At 34.6% G+C, this 20553-nt stretch carries 22 protein-coding genes; 6 read left to right on the forward strand and 16 right to left on the reverse strand.

Going from position 1 to position 20553, the window contains the following annotated elements; genetic code table 11:
• Positions 1-18: 18 nt before the first annotated feature.
• A complete protein-coding gene (locus tag ACKI3H_RS05870) occupies positions 19-1248 on the forward strand; it encodes an NAD(P)/FAD-dependent oxidoreductase (protein ID WP_407371340.1) in 1230 nt (409 codons plus the stop codon).
• A 64-nt stretch (positions 1249-1312) separates the two neighbouring features.
• Here the strand turns inward: ACKI3H_RS05870 and ACKI3H_RS05875 are convergent, their stop codons facing one another.
• Positions 1313-1651, reverse strand: coding sequence for a thioredoxin family protein (locus tag ACKI3H_RS05875; protein ID WP_407371341.1), 339 nt, complete (start codon positions 1649-1651; stop codon positions 1313-1315).
• An 89-nt stretch (positions 1652-1740) separates the two neighbouring features.
• Positions 1741-2292 carry a GNAT family N-acetyltransferase gene (locus ACKI3H_RS05880; RefSeq protein ID WP_407371342.1) on the reverse strand — a complete coding sequence of 184 codons (552 nt, stop codon included), beginning with the start codon at positions 2290-2292 and terminating at the stop codon, positions 1741-1743.
• Positions 2293-2511: 219 nt separating this feature from the next.
• Between ACKI3H_RS05880 and ACKI3H_RS05885 the strand changes: the two genes are divergently transcribed.
• Positions 2512-3477, forward strand: a complete 966-nt coding sequence (locus tag ACKI3H_RS05885) for a glycosyltransferase family 2 protein (RefSeq protein ID WP_407371343.1) — start codon at positions 2512-2514, stop codon at positions 3475-3477.
• Between the two features lie 333 nt (positions 3478-3810).
• On the opposite strand, the gene ACKI3H_RS05890 is transcribed toward ACKI3H_RS05885, so the two are convergent.
• The 11 genes from ACKI3H_RS05890 to ACKI3H_RS05940 all read right to left on the reverse strand — a co-directional run bounded on the left by ACKI3H_RS05890 (position 3811) and on the right by ACKI3H_RS05940 (position 14434).
• A complete protein-coding gene (locus ACKI3H_RS05890) occupies positions 3811-4092 on the reverse strand; it encodes a YkvA family protein (RefSeq protein WP_407371344.1) in 282 nt (93 codons plus the stop codon).
• Positions 4093-4174: 82 nt separating this feature from the next.
• Entirely contained in the window at positions 4175-5494 is a 1320-nt protein-coding gene (locus ACKI3H_RS05895) for an amidohydrolase (protein WP_407371345.1), read from the reverse strand.
• Entirely contained in the window at positions 5491-7197 is a 1707-nt protein-coding gene (locus ACKI3H_RS05900) for an adenine deaminase C-terminal domain-containing protein (RefSeq protein WP_407371346.1), read from the reverse strand. Before ACKI3H_RS05900 ends, ACKI3H_RS05895 begins: the two co-directional genes overlap by 4 nt.
• 79 nt (positions 7198-7276) lie before the next feature.
• On the reverse strand, positions 7277-8323 hold the full coding sequence (locus ACKI3H_RS05905; protein ID WP_407371347.1) for an ABC transporter substrate-binding protein: 1047 nt from the start codon (positions 8321-8323) through the stop codon (positions 7277-7279).
• Positions 8324-8352: 29 nt separating this feature from the next.
• Complete coding sequence (locus ACKI3H_RS05910) at positions 8353-9393, reverse strand: ABC transporter ATP-binding protein (RefSeq protein WP_407371348.1); 1041 nt, start codon at positions 9391-9393, stop codon at positions 8353-8355.
• A 109-nt stretch (positions 9394-9502) separates the two neighbouring features.
• Positions 9503-10282, reverse strand: a complete 780-nt coding sequence (locus tag ACKI3H_RS05915; protein ID WP_407371349.1) for an ABC transporter permease — start codon at positions 10280-10282, stop codon at positions 9503-9505.
• Entirely contained in the window at positions 10275-11108 is an 834-nt protein-coding gene (locus ACKI3H_RS05920) for an ABC transporter permease (protein WP_407371350.1), read from the reverse strand. The genes ACKI3H_RS05915 and ACKI3H_RS05920 overlap by 8 nt, the downstream gene beginning before the upstream one ends.
• A gap of 326 nt (positions 11109-11434) precedes the next feature.
• Positions 11435-12142, reverse strand: coding sequence for a VIT1/CCC1 transporter family protein (locus tag ACKI3H_RS05925; protein ID WP_407371351.1), 708 nt, complete (start codon positions 12140-12142; stop codon positions 11435-11437).
• A 93-nt stretch (positions 12143-12235) separates the two neighbouring features.
• Positions 12236-12532 (reverse strand): hypothetical protein, encoded by a 297-nt coding sequence (locus tag ACKI3H_RS05930; RefSeq protein ID WP_407371352.1) that lies wholly within the window; start codon positions 12530-12532, stop codon positions 12236-12238.
• 158 nt (positions 12533-12690) lie between these two features.
• Positions 12691-13356, reverse strand: a complete 666-nt coding sequence (locus tag ACKI3H_RS05935; protein WP_407371353.1) for a uridine kinase — start codon at positions 13354-13356, stop codon at positions 12691-12693.
• A gap of 187 nt (positions 13357-13543) precedes the next feature.
• A complete protein-coding gene (locus tag ACKI3H_RS05940) occupies positions 13544-14434 on the reverse strand; it encodes an SDR family oxidoreductase (protein WP_407371354.1) in 891 nt (296 codons plus the stop codon).
• Between the two features lie 575 nt (positions 14435-15009).
• Between ACKI3H_RS05940 and ACKI3H_RS05945 the strand changes: the two genes are divergently transcribed.
• The 4 genes from ACKI3H_RS05945 (at position 15010) to ACKI3H_RS05960 (ending at position 18590) form a co-directional block, all read left to right on the forward strand.
• Entirely contained in the window at positions 15010-15231 is a 222-nt protein-coding gene (locus tag ACKI3H_RS05945; protein WP_407371355.1) for a heavy-metal-associated domain-containing protein, read from the forward strand.
• A 419-nt stretch (positions 15232-15650) separates the two neighbouring features.
• The gene (locus ACKI3H_RS05950; protein WP_407371356.1) at positions 15651-15872 is read left to right on the forward strand and encodes a heavy-metal-associated domain-containing protein; all 222 of its coding nucleotides are present in this window, start codon (positions 15651-15653) and stop codon (positions 15870-15872) included.
• 18 nt (positions 15873-15890) lie between these two features.
• Positions 15891-17795: a heavy metal translocating P-type ATPase gene (locus tag ACKI3H_RS05955; protein ID WP_407371357.1), complete on the forward strand. Its 1905-nt coding sequence runs from the start codon at positions 15891-15893 to the stop codon at positions 17793-17795.
• Between the two features lie 90 nt (positions 17796-17885).
• A complete protein-coding gene (locus ACKI3H_RS05960) occupies positions 17886-18590 on the forward strand; it encodes a Crp/Fnr family transcriptional regulator (RefSeq protein WP_407371358.1) in 705 nt (234 codons plus the stop codon).
• Between the two features lie 232 nt (positions 18591-18822).
• On the opposite strand, the gene ACKI3H_RS05965 is transcribed toward ACKI3H_RS05960, so the two are convergent.
• The 3 genes from ACKI3H_RS05965 to ACKI3H_RS05975 all read right to left on the reverse strand — a co-directional run bounded on the left by ACKI3H_RS05965 (position 18823) and on the right by ACKI3H_RS05975 (position 20220).
• A complete protein-coding gene (locus tag ACKI3H_RS05965) occupies positions 18823-18999 on the reverse strand; it encodes a hypothetical protein (RefSeq protein ID WP_407371359.1) in 177 nt (58 codons plus the stop codon).
• Positions 19000-19189: 190 nt separating this feature from the next.
• Positions 19190-19573 carry a VOC family protein gene (locus tag ACKI3H_RS05970; RefSeq protein WP_407371360.1) on the reverse strand — a complete coding sequence of 128 codons (384 nt, stop codon included), beginning with the start codon at positions 19571-19573 and terminating at the stop codon, positions 19190-19192.
• The gene (locus ACKI3H_RS05975; protein WP_407371361.1) at positions 19570-20220 is read right to left on the reverse strand and encodes a sugar O-acetyltransferase; all 651 of its coding nucleotides are present in this window, start codon (positions 20218-20220) and stop codon (positions 19570-19572) included. The genes ACKI3H_RS05970 and ACKI3H_RS05975 overlap by 4 nt, the downstream gene beginning before the upstream one ends.
• Positions 20221-20553 lie beyond the last annotated feature (333 nt).

Raw genomic sequence — 20553 nt, forward strand, 5'->3', positions numbered from 1 at the left:
AAGTGGAGGTTATTTATCATGACAAATTACACAACAGAAAAATTAAATCCCCAAGTATTAGCTAACTATTACGATTATTTAATTATTGGTGGAGGAATGGCTGCAGATACTGCAGCAAGAGGTATTCGTGAACATGATGTGTTTGGCAGTATCGGAATACTTTCTTCTGATAGCGATGAGCCTTACACAAGGCCAGCTTTATCTAAAAAGTTATGGACTGATCCATCCTTCACTGAAGATCAAATTACACTTAATACTGCAAAAGAAACTAAAGATACAACCCTAAGACTCAATACCACCGTTTCAGCTATTGAGCGAGACCAGCATAGAGTCAAACTAAAAGACGGCACATCAATTGCTTATAATAAATTGCTACTCGTTACGGGTGGAGAGCCTAAAAAAATTGATGGTCCGGATGATGAACATGTGATTTTATTTAGAGAATGGTCTGATTATAGACGTCTCCGTGATTTTTCTGGAAATAATCAACATGTTGTCGTTGTAGGCGGTGGATATATTGGATCAGAATTAGCCGCTGGATTAATTCAAAACAACACAAAAGTGACGCTTATTTATCCTGATGAGGTGTTAGGAGGCAGTCAATTTCCTAGTGAACTAGCAAAAGAATATGAAAGTTCTTTCCGCGAAGCTGGTGTGGAACTTTTAAATGGTAAACGTGCTGATTCTTATACAAAAAAAGATGGAAAGTTTATACTCCAACTTGATGATGGGTCTACTGTTGAAGGCGATACAATCGTCATTGGCTTAGGTGTGTCTCCTCGTATTTCACTAGCTGAAGATAGTGGCCTTAAAGTAGAAGATGGTGTGTACGTTGATGAACAATTGCGTACTACTGATCCAGCTATTTGGGCTGCTGGTGATATTGCCTATTATCCGGATAAAATTTTGGGCAGAACTCGTATCGAACATGTGGATCATGCCAGAAAATCTGGTAAAGCCGCCGGTAAAGCAATGGCGGGTTCAACTGAGCCTTATGCATATACACCTTACTTCTATTCTGTTGTTTTTTCTATTTCGTGGAAAGCAATTGGTACACTAGACTCTTCCTTAACAATACTAATTGATGAAATTGGGAATGGTAAAGTAGTTTATTACTTAGAGGATGATCTTCCTGTAGGTATTTTAACTTGGAATGTAGAGCCTAATCTAGATGAAGTGCGTGCAGTCCTAAGCAATCCACCTATCAACCCACAATCATTAAAGGGATTAATTCAAGAAAAAAAATAACTGCTTACTTAAAATAGCCTCACTTTCTCGCTAATTGAATACAGCTTAGAGAGTGAAGGCTATTTTATCTATTTGCACAATTTTCAGTAACTTGTTGAAACTTCTTATATAAATCATTCATTACAACGAATCGTGCTTCACGGATAACTTCTTTCCTTTCATTAAATAACAACAATGATGGAACAGTAAAAACTGTGAATTGGCTAGCCACTTCTGGAATAATATCTGCATTGACTTGAATTGGTCGAATAGATGGAAATTCTTTTAGCATGCTTTGTACTTGGGGTTGAACAGCATGACAAATCCCACAGTCTTCTCTTGAAATATAAACAAAAGCAAGAGAATTTTCATTAATAAATTGGATAACTTGATTCATGGATGTTGCCTGAGTAAATGTATTCATTTCTTAACCTTCTTTCTATAAGTTGACTCTCCATTATAGAAACTTGACAAGAATGAGTTTTACAGCTCTATAACTAGTACGAAAATTAATTAAGATAAATAGTCTTGTTTGAGAATAGAGTAATGAACATCATCAATATATCGTTTTTTGTGGATTCTATTTTTTCTTAGTGTTCCTTCATAAGTCATACCTAAACGTTTCATTACTTTTCCAGACATTGGATTTTCACTATCATGGCAAGCAAAAATTCGTTCCAGTCCTAATGTTTCGAATCCCAGCTCAAGAATTATTTTTCCTGCTTCTGTAATATATCCGCTTCCCCAATATTGCTTATTTAATGTGTATCCGATCTCCGCACTATTTTTTTCTTCCTTCAACCTTAAATCAATTGTACCAATCATCTTTTTTGTTTTTTTCAATACAATGCCGTATTTCCCTAGAGGTTCTTTCATAAAATAATTAGCAATATTTTTTCTCGTTTCTTCTAAATTCTGATGCTTTTCAAAAACAAAACGAACAGTCTCTTCATCAGAAGCATATTCATACATATCTTCCGCATCCGACAAAACGATTGGCCGCAACTGGATACGTTTCCCCTCTAAGTGATTGTAACAGCTCAGTAAATAACTATATTCTTCCATTCACTCCACCCCCGTTTCTCTTTTAATTTAGCAGGATAGATCCAGTCAGTCAACCCCCATGGATTTTTTGCTTTTCCATAAACCCATAAGGATTGACTGTTTATTATTGACAATAGTTTATAAATTCGTAAGCTTAATGTAAAGCCTTACAAATCATGATCATTTTTCAACCGATTCTTAATCCGTCTAGTTAAATTAATAAAGTTGGGAGGGAATGTTATGATTTCAATAGTTGTTCCAATTCGTAATGTTGAAAAATCGCTGACTAAATGTTTACAAAGTATTAAAGGTCAGACTTATCATCATTTGCAAGTCATTTTAATTGATATTGGTTCAATTGATAAAAGTGGTGAAATTTGTGAAAAATTCGCTAAAAATGATTCTAGATTTATAGTTATCCACATTCCAAATAGTAATCTTTCTGTTGCTAAAAATATTGGGTTATCTCATGCTCAAGGAGAATATGTTTGTTTTATTAATGCTGTTGATTGGATTGACGCAGAAATGTTGGAACGTCTCATCACAACAAATAAGCTATTCAATGCAGATATGATCACTTGCAGATATTTCGAAGATACTATTTCAGAACTCTATCTCGTTCCTGGACCTGATGAAACAAGAATGATATCAAAAAATGAAGCCATTCAACTCTGTTTAGCTCAAACTAGAGCTTATGGGTTTTTATGTAATAAACTTTTTAAATTAGATATATTTAACTCTCATCCCACTATCCGTTTTGATGAACAAATAAGTTATTATGAAGATTTATTAGTAGTTATACAATGTTTCTTTAAAAGCCAAACCATTATTTACAGCCCACCCCCTCATTACCACTATTATCTTAGTCGCCATTTACCCATAAGTGTGATACAAATTAAAGGGAAATTAACCGGTCTAACTGCACTAGAACATGCCATCAATCTATTAGTACAAGACTCTACAATCGATACACGCATACTTAAAGATTATTATATCAGGCTAACCCTCTCTTCTTTATTTCTCTTAATTCCCTTAGAAAATGTGAATAGTCCACTAATAAATGAACTTAAGCAGAATTTATACCATTATGGTTTGTATGAACACAAAGACAACGATTTAAGGAAATGTCATTTAATAACTCGTAGAAATATTGGATTAGGTAAAATTTATTGGGATATGTTTTACAAAAAAAAACTAGCAGAATAATCAAGGTTAAAATACTATAATTAGGTGATTTATCCTTAAAGAAAAAGAGTCCCTTTTGAAAAAGGAGTGACTCTTTTTCTTTCTTATTAAATTTTTAAAATTTTCCCCACTTTATAAAAATAGATTCTTGATAAGAATAACCTGGACTTTCTAACTGTTATACTTATTTTTAAAAGCCATTTCATTCTCTATATAGTGTCACTGTGTCATGGAAACAGCTATTCATGGACAATTGAAAACAAAAAAATCTCACTCTTCCAAGGAAAAGTGAGATTTATATGAGAAACGAAGTTAGATTTTATTCACGTCTTAATTTTTATAGTAAGTTTAGTGTTAAGCTTTCTCAGCTTCTTTTCTTATTTGAGCAGTGCTTGTTTGGGTATCATCTGAAAGTAACTTATTGGCAATGAGTAAGAGTATTGGAAGAATGACGTCATCTGCATATCCCACTACTGGAATAAAGTCAGGGATAAAATCGATTGGACTAATGATATAGAGGATGATCCCTGCTACCATTAATTTCTTTTTCCCGCTTGTTTTTGTATTAAATAAAGAAAGAATGAGAGACTTCACTTGTGACATTGGGGTCCTATTTTGCTTTGTCTTCATTTTCATTTTTACATGACCTCCATTTTTTTTGACTACAGTTAGTATAACTGTAGCAAAATTAGAATGTATCGGTCTAAAGCATGATTTTTCAGGCTAACTCTTTGACTTTTTTTGAAAAATCTGTCATTTCAACTGCTAGATTGGAACGCAAATCAGATAAATCATGATTCACCAATTGTTTGTTCCGGACTACTGCTGCTCCATTGATAAAGACATCACGCACGTTTGATGCATTTGCAGAATAAACTAGCGCTGCATAAGGATCAAAAATTGGAAACATATTGACTGAAGTCGTTTCGATCAATACGATATCAGCTTTCTTTCCAAATTCCAAAGAACCAATTTCATCGGACATATTCAATACTTTCGCTCCTTCAATAGTGGCCATTGCTACAATCTCTTTAGCAGGAAAAGCCTTTCTATCGTTTAAAGCTGTTTTATGAAAATTAGCCACGAGTTTCATTTGCGTAAATAAGTCCAATGTATTGCCACTGCTTGGTCCATCTGTTCCTAAACCTACTGGAATAGCTAGATCACGCATTTCTTGTATTGGAGCGACGCCTTTAGCTGATTTTGTATTCGCTCCAATACAATGAGCAACTCCGACTCCTTCTTGTTTTAAGATTTGGAGATCCTTATCAGATATATGAATACAATGAGCCGCGATAAAACGCGGACTAAGAACACCGATTGATTGTAAAAATTCTACAGGTGTAGCACTATACTTTTCTCTAAAATGGTTCATTTCATAATCCATTTCTGCTACATGCATGGTCATTGGAATATCGTACTCTTCTGCTAAATCAGCGGCTGCTTTTAATGCTTTAGGGTCATTGGTATTTGGTGCATGAGGAGCAATCGCTGGCGTGATCAATTCGTGGTCGATCCATTTTGGAATAAACTTTTTTGCATACTCAATGCCACCATGAGCTTTTGGAGCATCGCAAGTTGGAAAATCAACAATGGTCTCTCCTAAAACGGCTCGAGATTTCATTTCATCAGTAGCTTGCGCTAGAGCATCTTCAAAATAATACATATCTGTAAATGTCGTAACACCAGCCAATTGCATTTCAGCAATTGCGTATTTGCCACTATGATAGGCTAATTCTTTCGTCATACAAGCTTTTTCTAACGGAAACAAAAAACGACGCAATCGATCAGGACAATCATCACCTAACGACCGAAAAGGGATCATGCCAATATGAGTGTGTGTATTCACCATTCCAGGAATCGCAATCGTTTGATAACCATCAATTACTTCATCAAAGTTACTTTCTGATTGTAAGAGCTGATCATATGAACCTATTTCCAATATTTCATTGTCTTCTATAATTAAGTAACCATCAGAATATTCAGTACGCCTGGCATCCATCGTTAAGATATGGCTGTTTTTAATTAAAGTCTTCATTTAATCTCCTCCACTAAAGGAATCTGACGTTGACTTCGCACATCAAACAGTCCCTTATCTGTAATTTTTATAGCTGGAGAAACGGGTAATGACAATGTTGAAAAAGACATGATTTCATTTGCATTGCGATAACCTAAATCAATCATTCCTTGGCGTACCTCACTTAATTGTTGTCCGATAATTTGAATCGGCGCATCACTGATGATTCCTCCAATTAAAAGCGGGCAACAACTTATAACTGTTTCATTTTCAACGGTTAAGTAACCGCCTTGTATTTCAACTAACTTATTTTGTGCTACTACTAAATCTTCAATTGAAGTTCCCATCACCATTAAATTGTGGTGATCATGTGCCCAAGTGGTTCCTATTGCTCCTTTTTCTGTCAGTGCATTTTCGACAAGACCATATGCTGTATTCCCAGATTTCCCATAGCGTTCCATTACTGCAATTAACGCTAGGCCACTTGATTCCCAATCCAAATAACCATTTTTTATTGGGATTTCTCTTTGAACACATTCAGTAAAGGTTCCTACTTCAGCTATACGAATCACATTACAAACAGCAGATTTACCTTCAGCTTGAATTCGAAAATCCTCACATGTAACTTTTTCACAGTGAACAGATGAATAAAAGAAATCAGGAAAAACCGGTTTCGTTTCGGGATAGTTTATTTCGTCCCCTTTTTTATGCACCAAATTCCCAGCTTTGTAAACGGCTGAAGCTTCCATTGTTGCAGGGTCCTCCAACAAAATAAAATCAGCTTTAAAACCGGAAGCAATCGCACCTCTATCTTGAAAGCTCATCCTTCTTGCTGGAGTATAGGTGCTCATATATATCGCTTGTTCAACTGGAACTCCTGCTTCAATAGCCAATTGAACATTTGCGTTCAGATGTCCATTTAGCAATTCATCTGCCATAATATCATCTGTCACAATGGCACAGTATTCATAAAATTGATTGTTCACTACTAATTCCATATTTTCTTTTGTTAACGATTTGCGTTGCAATTCAATAAACATTCCACTGCTAATTTTCTCGTAGATAGATTCAGGACTTTGCTGGGTATGATCTGCCGTTATACCTTGGTACATAAATTTAGCCAAATCCATTCCCGAGACGAGTGGTACATGTCCTTCAATAGGCATAAAAGGTTTCTTTTCCTGCACGGTTTGTAAAATTTGACGAATTAAAGAATTGGGATCATTCACGATGCCATCAAAATTCATGGCTTCTCCTAGAGCAATTACTTTAGAATGGTTTAATAATTGCTGAACTTTTTCTACTCCTATGAATCCACCTGTTGTTTCTAATGCTGGAATCGTTGAAGGAACAGAAGATGGAATCGCATAAAAAATATCCATTTCCGTTTCTTCATTCATAAAAGCATCCATTCCTTCCACTCCGAATACATTAACGATTTCATGAGCATCAGCGACAATCGTTGTTACTCCATGGGTCAAACCAGCTTTCGAAAATATCGAAGGAGGAACCATGGAACTTTCAATGTGCATATGGATATCGATTAATCCAGGAATCATGTAATTTTCATTCGCATCAATAATGATATCTGATTTCAAATCTGCCGATGCCTCTATTCCTATTGAAAAGAATTTTCCATTAAGAATGGCCACATCCTTCCATTCAAATTTCTTTAGAAAGCTATTAAACACTCGTACATTCGTAATGATTTTATCTACTTCCATCAGTCATTCACCTTTCTACTATAAAAATAACCTCTTATATAGAGAAGAGGTTATTTTTCCAACTATTTTATTGGTTTCTTTATTGATTCATCGTTTTATTCCATGTTTTGATCCATTCATCCATCTGGGTATTCACAAATTCAAAATCTACTGGTTTAGTTAACTCAGCAATATCACCATATGTTTTATTTTCGGCAACTTCTCCAGTTAATTCAACTTTTTTATTTGTTGGAGCTTCATTTAAAGAAGCTGCTGTGATAGTTTGTAATTCTTCACTGAGTCTCCAATTCACAAAATCATACGCCATTTCTTTATTTTCGGAATGCGCATTAATATTTACAGTATTAAAGTTGGCATACGTTCCAGAAGTTGGCACAACATATTGAACAGCTGGATGAGCTTCTGAAATCATTGGAATTGCAAAATCGCCTACAACTGCTGCAACGATTTCACCCGACTGGAACATATTAGCTAAGTCAGATGATTTAGCATAGGTTTTAACGATATTGGGAGAAAGTTCCTCTAATCCTTCAAAAGCTGCTTTCCCATTATCAGTAGTAATGTCTACCCCTTTGTAGTCGCTAGCCACATACATCATGGAAGGTCCAAAAGTGGTAGCAATATCTGGAATAGAAATTTTTCCTTCCAATGATGGATCCCATAAGTCAGAAAACTCTTCGATCTTCATTCCAGCAGCTTCTTCATCATAAATGATTCCAATACTGTTCACTGTATACGCTGCTCCTGATCCGTTCTCACTCAACTCTTTTGCACTATCGATCAATCCAGCTAAATTCGGAATTTTTTCTGTATCGATTTCTTCAAATAACCCTTCTGTCGCTCCTTGAGAAGAATTTGATTGTGGCAAATCAATAATATCAATCGTCGAGTTAGGATTATTTTCAAATTTAGTGTAGCGTTCAGAACTTGTACCTGTCTCTATTACAATATCTACTCCATACTCTTCTTCAAATGGTGCAAATATATCTTCTTGCATAACATCTTCACTTAATCCAAAGGTAGAAATCACTAATTCTTTGTTCTCTCCACTTGCTTCTTGTCCACAGGCCATTAAAACGGCTGCACTCATCACTGTTAAACTTGCCAAAATTACTTTCTTTTTCATCACTTAAAAATCCCCCTTTTTATAATTGGTTAGACTAAAATCAATTTTTCTTTTGGAATAATCACAAAAATGTTATCTCCTACTTGGTAACCTGGTACTCGCACATCATTAACTAACAGCTTTCCAATAGCTGTTTCTACTTCATATTGATAACTCTTGCCTAAAAACGTACGAACTCTTATAGTGCCAGCTAAACTATTAGATGGCATCTTTTGTCCTTCCTCAGAAAGTAAAATATCATCTGGTCGAATCGTTCCGGTTGCTTGTTGTCTATCTGCTGGATGCAGTGTTTCAATTAACGTTCCATCCGAAGTCGTGTAAGCATGTGTATCTTTTTTGGTTAAAGCAAAGAAATTTTCAAATCCAATGAAGCGAGCCACAAACTCTGTTTTAGGATTTTTATAAATTTCTTCCGGAGAATCATACTGTTCAATTACACCGTTGTTCATAACGGCTACTTTATCTGAAATAGAAAAACATTCTTCTTGATCATGTGTTACAAAAACCGTCGTTATGCCTAATCTGCGTTGAATGCGTTTAATCTCAATACGCATACTGATGCGCAATTTAGCATCCAAATTACTCAAAGGTTCGTCTAGTAACAATAATTGAGGTTCAATCACTAAAGCTCGAGCAAGAGCTACACGTTGACGTTGCCCTCCAGAAAGTTGCTTAGGGTAACGCTCAGCATAATCTGATAAGTCAGTAGATTCTAAAATAGCCTGCACTTTAGTTTCGATGACCTCTTTCTTTTCTTTCCTCAACTTCAATCCAAATCCAATATTTTCTTTAACGGTTAAATGTGGAAATAACGCATAACTTTGAAAAACCATTCCAAAATTACGTTTGTGAACAGGAACGTTTGTCAAATTGGTATCTCCTACAGTAAAGGTTCCATCATTAGGCTCAATCAGACCTGCAATGACCCGTAAAGTCGTTGTTTTCCCACAACCTGATGGCCCTAGTAACGAAATCAGTTCCCCTTTTTCCATAGATAAATTGAGTTCTTTTAATATATTATTTTTTCCATCATAACTAACACGAATATTTTCTAAGTCAACAAATGACATAACAGTACATGTCCTCCTTAATGGTATTTAACAAAACGACTCATAGAGTGAGCAGTTAAATGCGAATCTAGTTTTTTTAAAATTCATTTGTCTTTGTACAAGTAACTTACTAGACTACTTTTGCTAGTCCAAGGGTTTTTTCAATTAAAAACATCAAGATGATCGTTCCAAGCATCAAAAGTACAGACAAAGCAGAAACGACTGGATCATAATTGTATTCAATGTAATTCATTAAAGTGGTAGGTAAAGTCGAAATACCAGGACCAGATAAAAATTGTGAAACAGGTATATTGTTAAATGAATTAATAAATGCCAACATAAAAGAAGCAAATATACTGGAAGAGATATTTGGCAATACAATACTCGTAAAAGCTTTGAATTTAGTGCTGCCTAACGTCCATGCCACCTCTTCTATTGAAAAGTCCAATTGTTCTAAGCTAGAGCCCACTACACGAATAATATAAGGCAAACTAATTAAAAAATGCCCTAACAACAACCCATGGAATAGTGGCACTTGGAGGCGGATAACAATGAATTGAAATAGAGAATACCCTACTACAACACCAGGTATGATAGTTGGCGATAAAAAGAAACTTTTTATCCACTCTTTCCCTTTCACACCATGCCTAGTTAAGGCATACGCAGCTGGAATTCCAACAACCAAAGCCAATAAAGTGGCAAGTAAAGAAATTTCTAAACTCAACAAGAAGCTGTCTATAAAAGATTGATTTTCAAAAACTGCTGTAAACCACTTAAATGTAAATCCAGTAATTGGAAATTGAATGGTCGAATTTTCTCCAAAAGCCGTTATCGTTATAATGACTAAGGGAATAAACAAGAATGCAAATACAGCTCCGGCGAATAATGACAATCCTCTTTGTTTACGCATCTTGTTCACCTCGCTTGTCGATTTTATTGGCAATTAAGTTAAAACCTTTCATAACCAGTAAAGTGGTAATGATCATGATCAAAGCAATAACACTTGCATCTTCCCAATTTCCCAATGTCATAGCATTTTGGTAAAGAAATGTTGACAACATCATATTACGATTGCCTCCAAGTAATTGAGGAGTCGTATAAGCTGTCAATGTCCCTGTAAATACTAAAACACTTCCTACGATGATACCTGGAGTACTCAAAGGTAAAACAACTTTAATGAACGCTTTAATGCGACTTGCCCCAAGCATTTCTGCCGCTTCCATGATTTCTGGATTGATATTTTCCATTACACCTACTAATGTAATGATTAAAATGGGTAAAAATAAGTAAATTGACCCAATAATAATTGAAAACTCAGTATATAGTAAGGTCAATGGCTCAGAAATAATCCCTATACTAGACAATAATTTATTGATCACACCATTTTGTCCTAGTAAATTGATCCATGCAAAACTTCGAATAACAGAATTGGTCAACATCGGAAATAATGTAAATGCCATTAATAACCCTCTCCATTTTGGAGATGTTCCAGCTATAAAGTAAGCAGTAGGAACTCCAAGGATAATGCAAATGAACGTTACAATGAGTGAAACGCGAATCGTTCGGATAAAAATACCGACATTATATGAGTCCTGAAAAAAAGAAGTATAAGACTCAATTGAGAATGATCCATTATAAAATGTTGGCCAAATGACTGACACTAATGGAATCAATAAAAAGAAAATAAGTAAGATGAATCCCGGTGCTAATATTAGATACGGGATTTTTTTCGACATAAGATAAATCCTCCTTAAAAAATGAAAAGACCAAGAGACGATGAAGAGCGCTCTTGTATCGTTCCTGCTATTTCTTAACATACATGCTTCTACACAAATCAGTATAACTATAAAAAAGTGATTGGACAATCACTTTATCGAATTAATATACACAAAATACATTTATTGTTCGTGTTTAATCGTGTTTTGTTTATTTAATCAGGATTTCTAGCAAAATTATCCTCTAATGTTCATTAAAATAAGATGAGGAAAAATGCAAAAAAAAAATAAGCAACTATACGTTGCTTATGGAACTTCTATTTTCCTAAAAATTGATGCTCTCTACATCAAATATTCCCTAAAACGACACCTACAACATAGGCAACTACAGCAGCCAATCCTCCAACTACTAACATTTCAATACCAGACTTCAACCAATTTGAGTGATTAATTTTAGATTTAACTGCCCCCAGAATAAATAATGTTATTCCAGTAAGTATAGAAGCAATCAAAAAAGAATTTTGAATTAATATTGGTAAACGTAGTGAAAACACGTATGTTAAGAGTGGAACAACACCAAAGAGACTAAAAGACAAAAAGGTGGCTAGAGCATTTTTTAGAGGCAATTCTTCTACTGAGTCAGTACCGTATTTTTCTTTCCTCACTTGTTTTATAAAAGGTTCTTCGTACTTTGCCAGTGTTTTTACGATTAAGTCTGCGTCCTCTTTCTCCACCCCTTGGTCTACAAATGATTCCTTCATTCGTTTCACTTCTTGTTCATGATGGGTCGCTATCTCTAATTGTTCATTTTGTCGTATCATTTTTTCATACTCGTTTTGAGATTTTGTTGAAAGGTAATCTCCGACTGCCATCGAAAACCCGTCAGCCAACAAATTGGAAAACCCTAGAATCAAAATAACTTTAAGCGCTAATTCACCACCAACGCTTCCTGCTACCACAGCAAAAGTCGTGACAATGCCATCCAATCCTCCATAAACAATACTTTTAATGTATTTACCGTTATTATTTTGCATTTTTTTGCGTGGATTAGTCATTTTAATCGCTCCTTACTAAGTAGACTGAAAAATTTCATTCATATAGCTTTTTTGACAAAAACTAATTGATTATTACTTCCAATGCTAATTTCTTTAATTTCCCATATTCGATGTGAGTGTTGTGATTATCCATAAACCCATGATCAAAACTAGTGAACTGATCGAACTCAAAAAAATACTTAACAAAATGTATTTCATTTTCTTCTTAACTAAATAATCTTTAACAGAAAAAGCCACTATAAATAGACCTATACAACTAACTAAGATCCAACCGGCCAATTCCGTAGTTGTATAATCGATCGAGAAAACTAAAAAATACAGCATCAAAAACAGTTGGATACACAAAAATAGTTCGCGATAATTTTTCAACCATTTCTCGATATCATCCACCTTCACTTTCTTAAGAACTCACTCTTCATGTGAATATATTAACAATTAATCACTACTAATGCAATAGCTATTTAAAAGTATATTACGCATTATCTACTTAAAGACAAGGTACTTTGTTCAATAAGTTCATATGAATAATAGAGTAATTTTTATATCCTCTAATTTCCGCTCGGTTTCACTAGTTTAGTAAAAAGATTCTTTTCTATGCATACTTCTTCATTTGAATTTTTGATAATAATATCAAAGTTCTGGCTGAATGGATGCATAAACAATTCGTACTGAATTCGTCGTTGTTCGTGAGACTGACGTACAGCAGTTATATCCGTACCTCTTTCCAAAATATCTCTTCCAACTCTTCTTACTAACTCTGTCTCATCATCTGTGTAAAAGTAAATTTTCAGATCCATTAACTTAGGATCAATAAATGCGACACTCATTCCTTCTATGATCGTGATTTTTTTAGGAGATATCAACTCACTTTTTTTGTAGTCCGTATCTATAGTATAAAAGTCTAATCCAGATTTGACCATTCGAATATCCCTTTCTAAAGACGGTGTATGATGAGCGTCTGAATGGCAAGCAGTCATTTTTGAATGATAGCTTTTATGTTGATGGGTATAGGTAATCATGGTGTACTTTCGTAATTGTGATGGAACAATATAGGGGTCTGTATTGAGATACGATACTTCATTTAGTCCTATCAATTGAGCCAGTTTAGTAGAAAAAGTTGTTTTACCTGCCGCACCATGACCCGATATACCAATAATCACCGGCCTGTCTGATTTATTTATCCAATTTATAATTTCTTCAACTAGTAGTTTCATCCCATCACCCTTTTATCTGTCTTTTATACTTTAGTATGCATCAAGATATAGTCAATTTATTTTACCATTAATGAAACCGTTCTTTTTACAAAATATGTACTTTCTAAATAGACTAACTTATTCAAAAAATAAAAAAGCAGTATACTCTAAATCAATAGATTCTACTACTTTTTATCTCGTTACTATTTTAAGCTAATTCGGTACCACCGGTTACACCGTAAATTTGTGCAGTCACGTAGCTTGATTTTGTAGAAGCTAAGAACACATAGATATCGGAAAGTTCTACCGGTTGTCCAGCTCGTTGCAATGGAGTCTTTTGTCCAAACGTTGGAATGGCTTCACTTGGCTGACCACCAGAAATTTGTAATGGTGTCCAGATAGGTCCAGGAGCTACTACATTAACACGAATGCCTTTTGGCGCTAGTTGTTTTGCTAGACCTCGGCTAAACCCATTGATTGCAAACTTAGTTGATGCATAATCTAGTAAATTTGCACTTGGATTGTATCCTTGTACAGAGGATGTTGTGATAATAGAAGAACCTTCTGGTAGATAAGGCAATGCAGCTTTTATCACCCAAAATAGAGAGAAAACATTAATTTCGAATGTTTGTCTTAACTGTTCTGTTGAAAGTTCTAAGATGTCTTCAACAGCTTGCTGTTTTCCAGCAATTAAAGCTAATATATCTAATCCACCAAGTTCTTTATGTGCTTGATCAACCAGTTGTTTACAAAATGCTTCATCACTTAAATCACCTGGGATAAGAATAGCTTTTCGACCAGCTTGTTCAATCAGCTGCTTCACTTCTTGTGCATCTGATTCTTCTTCTGGAAGGTAGTTCAATACAATATCGGCTCCTTCACGTGCGTAAGCAATAGCTGCAGCGCGACCTATACCAGAGTCTCCCCCAGTTACAAGAGCTTTTCGTCCAACTAATTGTTCATTTCCTTTATAGGATTCTTCACCACAATCTGGACGCGGATCCATTTTACTTTGTAAAGCTGGAGGTTCTTGATATTGCTTTGGAAAGTCTTCCGTAAAAAATTGATTTAATGGATTTTCTAACTTTTTATTTTGCATTTATCTCTCTCCTTTTAAATTAGTAATGAATAAGTTCATCTTAAAATTTTCAGCATACAATTTCAAATTATATGCTTGTATCGTTTCAGTTATGTTTAATAAACTAACATATAATAAATCAGCTGAATCTCCAATATAACTATAATCAAAGTGAATAAAGATAGGGGATTCTGGATCTTTGTCAATAGAAATCTATAATTCTAAATTTTTAATTCCATATGTCCCATTACATGAGATTCACCTTGTGTTTCTATTGATGAGAACCTAAAAATACGGTGATTTACTTGAGGAAGATATTTTTCTTCCAACTCAAATATTGCTTATTATAATACTTGATCACTTGTTTTGTAGTGTCCTTCTTAAATAAAGACCATACTAGCATTTCGAACAGCAAAATTATAATGAAAATTTTAAATTGTTAAATTTTCATTATGGATATCTACTATATGTAAAGATAGAAAACTCCTCATAAGTGAGAATCTTTTTTGATGCGTAAAAAATATTGATAAAGATCAATTTTTTTTATTCCCCTACTCCTTATACTAAAGGTACTAACCGATAGGAGGAATGCAATTATGAAAAAGGCCATATATCAATTAGAACCATTATCATGTCCATCTTGTATCAAAAAAATCGAAACAACGTTAACTAAAACGGAAGGAATTGAATCCGTTAAGGTGATGTTCAACTCCAGCAAAGTAAAAGCACAATTCGATGAATCAAAAATCCAAGCTGGTAAGATTCAAGAAACCATTCAAAAACTAGGTTATCCAGTTTTATCTTCTATACTCTCTTAATCGATAAGTCTATATTATTAGCCAAATAGACAATTTTTTGATGCCCATTTAATCAATAAACCTATTTTATTAGTCAAGTGAAAAGTTATTTTAATGCTCATTTAATCAATAAAACTTTTTTATTAGTCAAATAGAGCCTTATCGGGCCATCTATTTTATCAATGAACCAAAACGAAAGCACTTTACGCATTGAGTGCGTAGGTAGTTAAGGAGAAGAATACAAAAAAAATGAGGCTGGGACATAGTTCCCAGTCTCATTTTTTTGAATAAGAATACTTTTACATTTGATACAATCTCTTTCAACGAGAATGAACTTAATGAAGCAACTCAATTATTCTTGATCACTGTCAATTTTTAACTATTAGATATGAAGTAAGATAAATATATGAAAAAACTACCAAAAGAAAGGAGCGTTCCTTATGGAAAAAGCCCTATTTCTAATTGAACCACTTGAATGTAATGGCTGTGCTAAAAAAATAGCGAATCAAATCAATGCATTAAAAGGAATCGAATTTGTCAAAGTTTTTCCACAACTTGGAAAAATACTTATCTCATTCGACAGTAAAGAACTAATCCTCTATAAAGTCGAAGATATACTTTTACAAACAGGTCATCACATTTATTCAAAAATAACCGCGTAAACATAAGGAGGAATCAAAATGATTACCCATATCAATCATCATAAAAAACACATCATTATTCTATCAGCTAGCTTAATCGCTATCGGCTTTATTTCTGGCTTCATGGGAACTAAAAATCTACAGGATATTGCATTGATTACTGCAACCCTCATTACCAGCATACCTATTTTTATTAAAGCCCTTCAAGCTTTACGAATGAAAGTATTCAGTATCGATCTGCTAGTTAGTATCGCTGTTCTTGGCGCCTTGTACATTGGAGAATACACGGAATCTTCCATTGTAACCTTTTTATTTTTATTCGGTGATTACTTAGAAATGAGAACTTTAGAAAAAACACGTTCATCATTAAGAGAATTGGTTGACTTAGCTCCTCAAGAAGCAACTTTATTGCATGAAGACGGCCAAACAGAAACTGTTCCCGTTAAAGATGTCAAAGAAGGCAATCGTGTCCTCGTTCATTCAGGCGATAAAATTCCAGTTGACGGTAAAATTGTCTATGGTAAGGCTTCTATTAATGAATCAGCTATCACCGGTGAATCTGTTCCAGCATCAAAGGCAATTGATGATCTCGTTTTCAGTGGAACAATCTTGGATAATGGTTACATTGAAATGATTGCCGAAAGAATCGGAAACGATACGACCTTTGCTAAAATCATTGAACTTGTCGAAGAAGCGCAAGAATCCAAATCAAAAGCAGAAAAATTTTTAGATAAATTTGCCACGATTTATACGCCGTCTGTCGTCATTTTATCCATCCTTGTCTACCTCTTTACCAGAGATCTACATCTGGCCATTACGTTCCTAGTTATTGCTTGTCCTGGAGCTTTAGTAATTGGAGCGCCTGTTTCAAATGTTGCAGGTATCGGAAATGGAGCCAAAAAAGGTGTACTGATCAAAGGTGGAGAAATAATGGATACATTCTCTAAAGTAGATACCATAGTCTTTGATAAAACAGGTACTTTGACTAAAGGAAAACCTGAAGTTACCGATATTCATATCTTTAACAACAGCAATCAGGATACTTTATTGGAACTCGTGGCTAAAGCAGAAACAATTTCAGAGCACCATTTAGGGCAAACGATTGTGAAAGCAGCTCAAACCCGTAAATTAGATCTTTCTTCTATAGAATTAAGAGATGGAGAAATAATCAAAGGAAATGGAATCAAAGCTATCGTAAACAACCACAACATAGTTGCTGGAAATCGAAAATTAATGAAGGCTGAAACTATCTCACTAGAAGCTACTGTTGATCAATATGCAGTGGTTCGCGAAAAAGCAGGTAACTCTGCTATTTTCATTGCAATTGATGGGAAAATAACAGGTATCATCTCTATTGCTGATCAAATTCGCGACGATGCCAAAATAGCTTTAACACAAATGAGAGAAGATGGAATAAAAAAAATTGTTATGTTAACCGGTGATAATAAACACACCGCTGAAGCTGTCGCAACTGAGTTGGGATTGGATGAATTTCATGCTGAATTGTTACCAGAAAATAAAGTAGACTATGTAAACCAATTAAAAAATTCCGGTCATATTGTTGCCATGGCTGGAGACGGCGTCAATGATGCTCCCGCTATTGCAACAGCTGATATTGGCTTAGCAATGGGTAAAGGCGGAACAGATATCTCAATGGAAACAGCTGATGTTGTCTTAATGGCAGATCAGTTGATGCAATTTTCTCATTCCTATTCTTTAGCTAAAGCAACCATCCGAAATATGAAGCAGAATATCTTGATTGCAGTTAGTGTCGTAGTCCTTTTATTAGGTGGCGTCTTAATGGGAAACGTTCATTTGGCATCTGGAATGTTCATTCATGAAGCTAGTGTACTAGTGGTTATCTTAAATGCTATGCGTTTGATTCGTTTTAACCGTAAACCTCCACAATCAGTTGAGCCAACTAGAGCACCGGTAAAAATTTAAAAAAGCAATCTTAACTCGAAGAATGCAGCAAAGATTGTTATACTTGGATTATCGAATAGGCTTAAAAAGTATGTTAACGGAGGGATTACAATGACTAAAGACACTAAACACCATAATCATTCCGCAGAATCACATAAAGCTTGCGTTTCCTTAGTCCCGATTTTCAATCATTTAGAAGATGAACAGTTAGATGAAATCATGGTAACCACTCATTCAGTTTCATATAAGAAACATGAACTTATTTATCATGCTGGAGATGAGTCTAATGCTCTTTATATTATCAACCAAGGAAAAATTCGCATATACCGATTATCGAAATCTGGTAAAGAACAATTAGTTAGAATTTTAAATCCTGGTGATTTTACTGGCGAAATGGCCTTATTTTCTGAATCCACACATGAGACTTATGCAGAAGCAATGGTCGATACAAAAATATGTATGATTAACCGTTTAGATTTACAAGAATTTCTAGTGCAGTACCCCTCAATCTCTTTAAAAATTTTGGTTGAATTTTCACATCGGCTTGAAACTTCTGAAAAACAGTCTTCTCGCTTCGTAACAGAAAAAGTTGATACGCGTATTGCTTTATTTTTAGTGGATTATCTCGATAAAGAAAAAGTTGGAGGAGATGAACTCACTTTACCAATGAGTAAAAAAGACTTAGCTTCTTATTTAGGAACCACACCTGAAACGATCAGCCGTAAATTTAACGAGCTAGAAGAGCGAGGTTATATCAAGCAATTGACACATAAACAAATTCAAATAATTGATTTAGATGGTTTGTTATTCGTTTAAGATAAAACTTTTTTATTCACGGAAGAGTAGAGACTCACATTTATCCGTTCCACTCTTTCGGCAAAGTTCATCGCTTTATTCCTGAGTGGATCATTAAATCTAGTCTTGAATACAATTTTGAATAAGCATATGTATGAATGCATGCAATAAAGGAGACTGGAATGATAATTCCAGCCTCTTTTATTGCAATGGTTATTTAATCTATTTTATTTATTTTTTGTTGTTTTCCAAATCAACCAAGTGGATTATCTCCAACTGTTTTTTTAGCTTCACTCATTAATTCTTTTTTCTCATTATCATCGATTTTTCCATCGTCATGGGCTTGTTTAACTTCTTTCAATAGTTGCCCTGCTTTTTTCTTATCTACACCCTTGAGTTTTTGTTTCAGTTCATCAAATTTTTGACTCATCCTAACATCTCCTCTTCTATCTATTTGTACTACAGCATAAGGATAGGAAAAACAAATGGAAAGTTCAAGTAATTTGGTTTATATAAAGAATCAAAAAAAGCAACCTCTCATTATAAACTGAGATGCTGCTTTTATCTTATAACTTAGCTTACTATTTATTTAAACAAGTTTATTTGAAGTTTCTTAAATGTTAAATCGTAATTTCTATCCAATTCCCTTCCGGATCGGCCACAACACTTTCGTAGTACCCGTCTCCTGTCCAACGAGGTTGACCAATAACAGCATACCCATCACTTGAAATAACCTTGGTTACCGCATTGACTGCTTCTTCACTACCCACACTAATAGCCAGATGTGCCCAACCTAATGGTGTTTCTTCTGGTCGATAAGTAATCGTGGGTTGTTGCATCAATTCTAATCGAACTTCTGATTCAGAAAAAGTTAAAAAGTAACTGGCAAAACCTCGATTAGTGTTTTCATAACGTTCTCCTGATTGAGCTTTAAAATAAGTTTCATAAAATTGGCGCATTCGTTCAATATCTTTGGTCCACAATGCTACATGTGCAATTTTCATTTAGAAACCTCTTCCTTAATTGTGGTATTCTGTTCGTTCGCGATTTCTGTCCAGTAAGCAGCTTGTTTATCTTCCCAGAAGTCTTTATCTTCTTGAGTAATGTCTCGAATGACCCGACAAGGGTTTCCAACGGCTATCGTATTCGATGGAATGTCTTTTGTTACAACAGATCCAGATCCAATAACGACATTATCTCCAATTGTCACACCGGGATTCACCACTGCACTACCACCGATCCAAACATTATCTCCAATAGTAATCGATGTCCCAAATTCTAATCCACTATTGCGTATAGTTGGATCAATCGGATGACCTGCTGTATACAAGCATACTCGCGGCCCAAACATAGCATTATCTCCGATCTTGATTGGAGCAACATCTATCATAACGCAATCAAAGTTTGCATAAAAATTTTTACCAATAGTAATGTTTTGTCCGTAATCAACCCGTAAAGTCGGCTCAATGTAGATGCCCCCTGCTACTTCACCAAAAATATCCATTAACAGTTGCGTACGATACGGTTTTTCCTCTTCAGTGGTACCATTAAATAATCGAATTAATTGTTGTCCTTTTTGTCGCATAGCTTTCAATTCTTCTCCTTGGGCAAGATACAATCTTCCTGCTACCATTCGTTCTTTTTCAGACATCTCTCTATCTCCTCATATTCAAAATTTATTTTATACCTTGTTAACTGATTTTACTCGATATCGTCTTTAAAGCATTGTCTTCCAACAAAGTTTCTTATACTCGATCTCCACTCATTAATAAATGTAATATAAATACGTTTTCATTCACTTTTACATAGAGGACTTTAATTTTTTTGTATAATAATCTTCCTACTTCGCCTATCTTTTAAAAGTAAACAAAAATTACTACAAAATAAAGAAAAGTCGTGACTATTATTTATCTTAGCATGAATAATTAAGGATTGAAAGATACGAAAAAAGATTCATAGTATCCTAACGCGGTACTATATTCCA

Source organism: Carnobacterium sp. (assembly GCF_045617425.1).
Taxonomy (GTDB): Bacteria; Bacillota; Bacilli; order Lactobacillales; family Carnobacteriaceae; genus Carnobacterium_B.